Below are 2,613 nucleotides of genomic sequence, written 5' to 3' on the forward strand. Positions count from 1 at the left end.
GCCCGCGCGGCCCGGGGCGCCGACCGGCCGGGGGGGCAGGGCGGGCCCGGCCCCGCGGGGGGGGCGGCGGCCGCGGGGGCCCGCCGGCCCCCCCGCGCCCGCGCCCCCGCGGCCCCGACCCGAGGCACCCCCCCCACGCGGCGTGGGCCGAGGTCATCCGGCCCCTTCCCGGGGACCGGCACCTGATCACCTCCGGGCCGGACATCACCGCGTTCGCCGCCGGCTGGACCCGGGCCCTGTGCTCGGGCGGCGCCCTCGTCCTGCCCCCGCGCGGCCCCTGGACGCCCGAGGGGATCCGCCGGGCCGTCGGGACCGAGCAGGTCAGCGTGCTCCACACCGACCCGGCCGGTGCGACCCGGCTGCTCATACGCGACGCGGTGCGCCCCGGATCCGCCGCCGGGCGCGGCCGCCGGGGCCCCGATCCGGCCCTGCGCACGCTGCGCCTGGTCACGGTCACCGGGGACCGCCTCTTCCTCGACGAGCAGGACGCCCTGCAGGGCCGGCTCCGTGCCGGCGCCCGGCTGCTCAACGTGTACGGGACCACCGAGGCCGCGGGCACCGGAGCCTGGTTCGAACTGCCCCAGCTGCCCCGCCCGTTGGACGACCCCGAGCAGCTGTCCCTGATCGGCGCCCCGTTCCCCGGCTGCCGCGTGGAGCTGGACGGCGGGCAGGTCCGGCTCACCCCGCCCGACGGCGGCGACGCGATCCCCACCGGCGATCTGGCCGAGCTCCGCCCGGACGGACTGCTGGAGTTCCGGGGCCGGATCCGGGACCGGATCAGCGTGGAGGGCGGCGCGTTCGACCCGCACGCCGTCGAAGCCGCCCTCCGCAGCCACCCGGACGTCGGCGCCGCCCTCGTGGCCGAAGTCCCGGACGGCAGCAGTGGTGCGCGCCGGCTGATCGCCCATCTGGCCCCGCCCGCCGATGCGCAGGCCCGGCCCCCGGCGGCCGAGCTGCCGGACGGCGAGGGGCTCCACGACCACCTCGCGGGGAAGGTGCTGCGGGCGCAGACCCCGCAGGGCGTGGTCCGGCTGCGCGCCCTGCCCCGCAACCGTGCGGGCCAGGAGGACCGGGGCGCGCTGGCGCAGCCCGTGCTCACGGCGGAGCCGGGCCGGGCGGGCGCCGGGAAGTACGCGGCCGCCTCCGGCGGCGCTCCCGCCGGGCCGGCCACCCTGATCGGCTTCGGCGCCGTGTTCGTGGCCGTCACCGGATTCTTCTTCCTCCTCGTCTCGCGGATCCTCTGGCCGGACGCGACCGACCTGAGCGGCGTGCCCCATCCGTGGGCGTTCCTCTTCTTCGTGCTCTACCTGTTCGAGGGGGCCGCCTTCGCCGCCGGGCTGCTGTTCCTCTTCCGCGGCAGGCAGCGGATGACGGCACACGGCCGCGGCCGGGGCAGCGGCGGCGGTGGCCTCACCACGGCCGCGCACCTGGCGGTGGTCTACCTGCTGGCCGCCTGGTTCCCGCAGGACAACCTCTACCGGCTCGCGGCCAAGCGGGACTGGCCGCTCCAGGCCGCCCTCGTCTACGCCTTCAACATTCCGCTGATGATCGCGGCCGCCGTCGTCGCGGTCTACGTCACCCGGAAGCCGCCGTCGCCCTTCGACGCCGACGACGGCGGCTGATCCTCCGTGAACGCGGCCCCCACCGCGAGCGCCTCCGCCCGGACCAGCGCCTCGGCCGCGTCCAGCACCTCCCCGCTGCGCGCGGCCACCAGCACGCCCAGCCACGGCGCCGGGTCGAAGGCGCCCGTCGGGATCGCGGGCAGGAACACCGCCCCGAGCTCCGCGCAGCCCCGGGCCAGCGTCTCGCACAGCCCGTCGAGTGCGGCCCCGGGCAGTCTGGCTCCCAGCTCCACCCGGTCCGCGATCCGGACGAGGTGCCCCGCGCCCCGCAGCGCGTCGAGCCGGGCCGCCACCATGAAGGCGACCGACGGGCCGGTGAGCCGCAGGTTCGTCTCGGTCGGCGCCAGCCGCCCCGCCCCGTCGGCGACGAAGTCCACGTCGAACCAGCCCCGGTAGCCGCCGGCCGCCAGCTCCCGGCCCACCGCCTCGCCGAACGCGAGCAGCGGCTCCTGCGCCCACGGGGGCACCACGCCGGGGCCCACCGTCGCGCCGCGGTACCGGGCTCCCACCACGTCCATCACCGCGCCGCCCACCTCCTGCACCCGGCCCGACCCGTCCACGAACCCGTCGTACGTCAGATCGCGCGGTGCGTCGCCGCCCGGGCCGCCCGGGCCGGACACGTACTCCTCCACGAGCAGGGGCCCGCGCGGCAGTCCCCGCAGCACCGCCCGGGCACCGCCCGCGGCGCGGAGCCGGCCCGGTGTCACCACGGTCGTCCCGGAGCCGCCGACACCGTGCTCCGATTTCACCACGGTGCTCCCGCCCGCCTCGGCCCGGGCGGCCAGCAGCCTGGCCGCCGCCCGCCGGGTGGGGGCCGGCCACTGGGCGGGGAGCACGATCCGGGGATGTCCGCCGCCCGCCAGGATCCGCCCGAACAGGGCGTGCGCCGCGGACTTCGACTCGTACCGCAGTTCGCCCGGCCGCCACGGCCGCCCGGCCAGCCGGGCGACCGCCGCCGTCCGCCCCCCCCGCCCGCGGGGCCGCCCGCCCC

At 79.1% G+C, this 2,613-nt stretch carries 1 protein-coding gene and 1 pseudogene; one reads left to right on the forward strand and one right to left on the reverse strand.

What is annotated here, in order from left to right:
• Window positions 1-1,622, forward strand: a 1,622-nt coding sequence (locus ACFXA3_RS40610) for an AMP-binding protein (RefSeq protein WP_385196178.1), incomplete at its 5' end; no start/stop codon positions are given.
• On the opposite strand, the pseudogene ACFXA3_RS40615 reads toward ACFXA3_RS40610, so the two are convergent.
• Window positions 1,571-2,613, reverse strand: a pseudogene (locus tag ACFXA3_RS40615) (hypothetical protein); the annotation flags it as partial. The gene ACFXA3_RS40610 and the pseudogene ACFXA3_RS40615 sit on opposite strands and share 52 nt — an antisense overlap.

The organism is Streptomyces sp. NPDC059456, assembly GCF_042750055.1.
Taxonomy (GTDB): Bacteria; Actinomycetota; Actinomycetes; order Streptomycetales; family Streptomycetaceae; genus Streptomyces.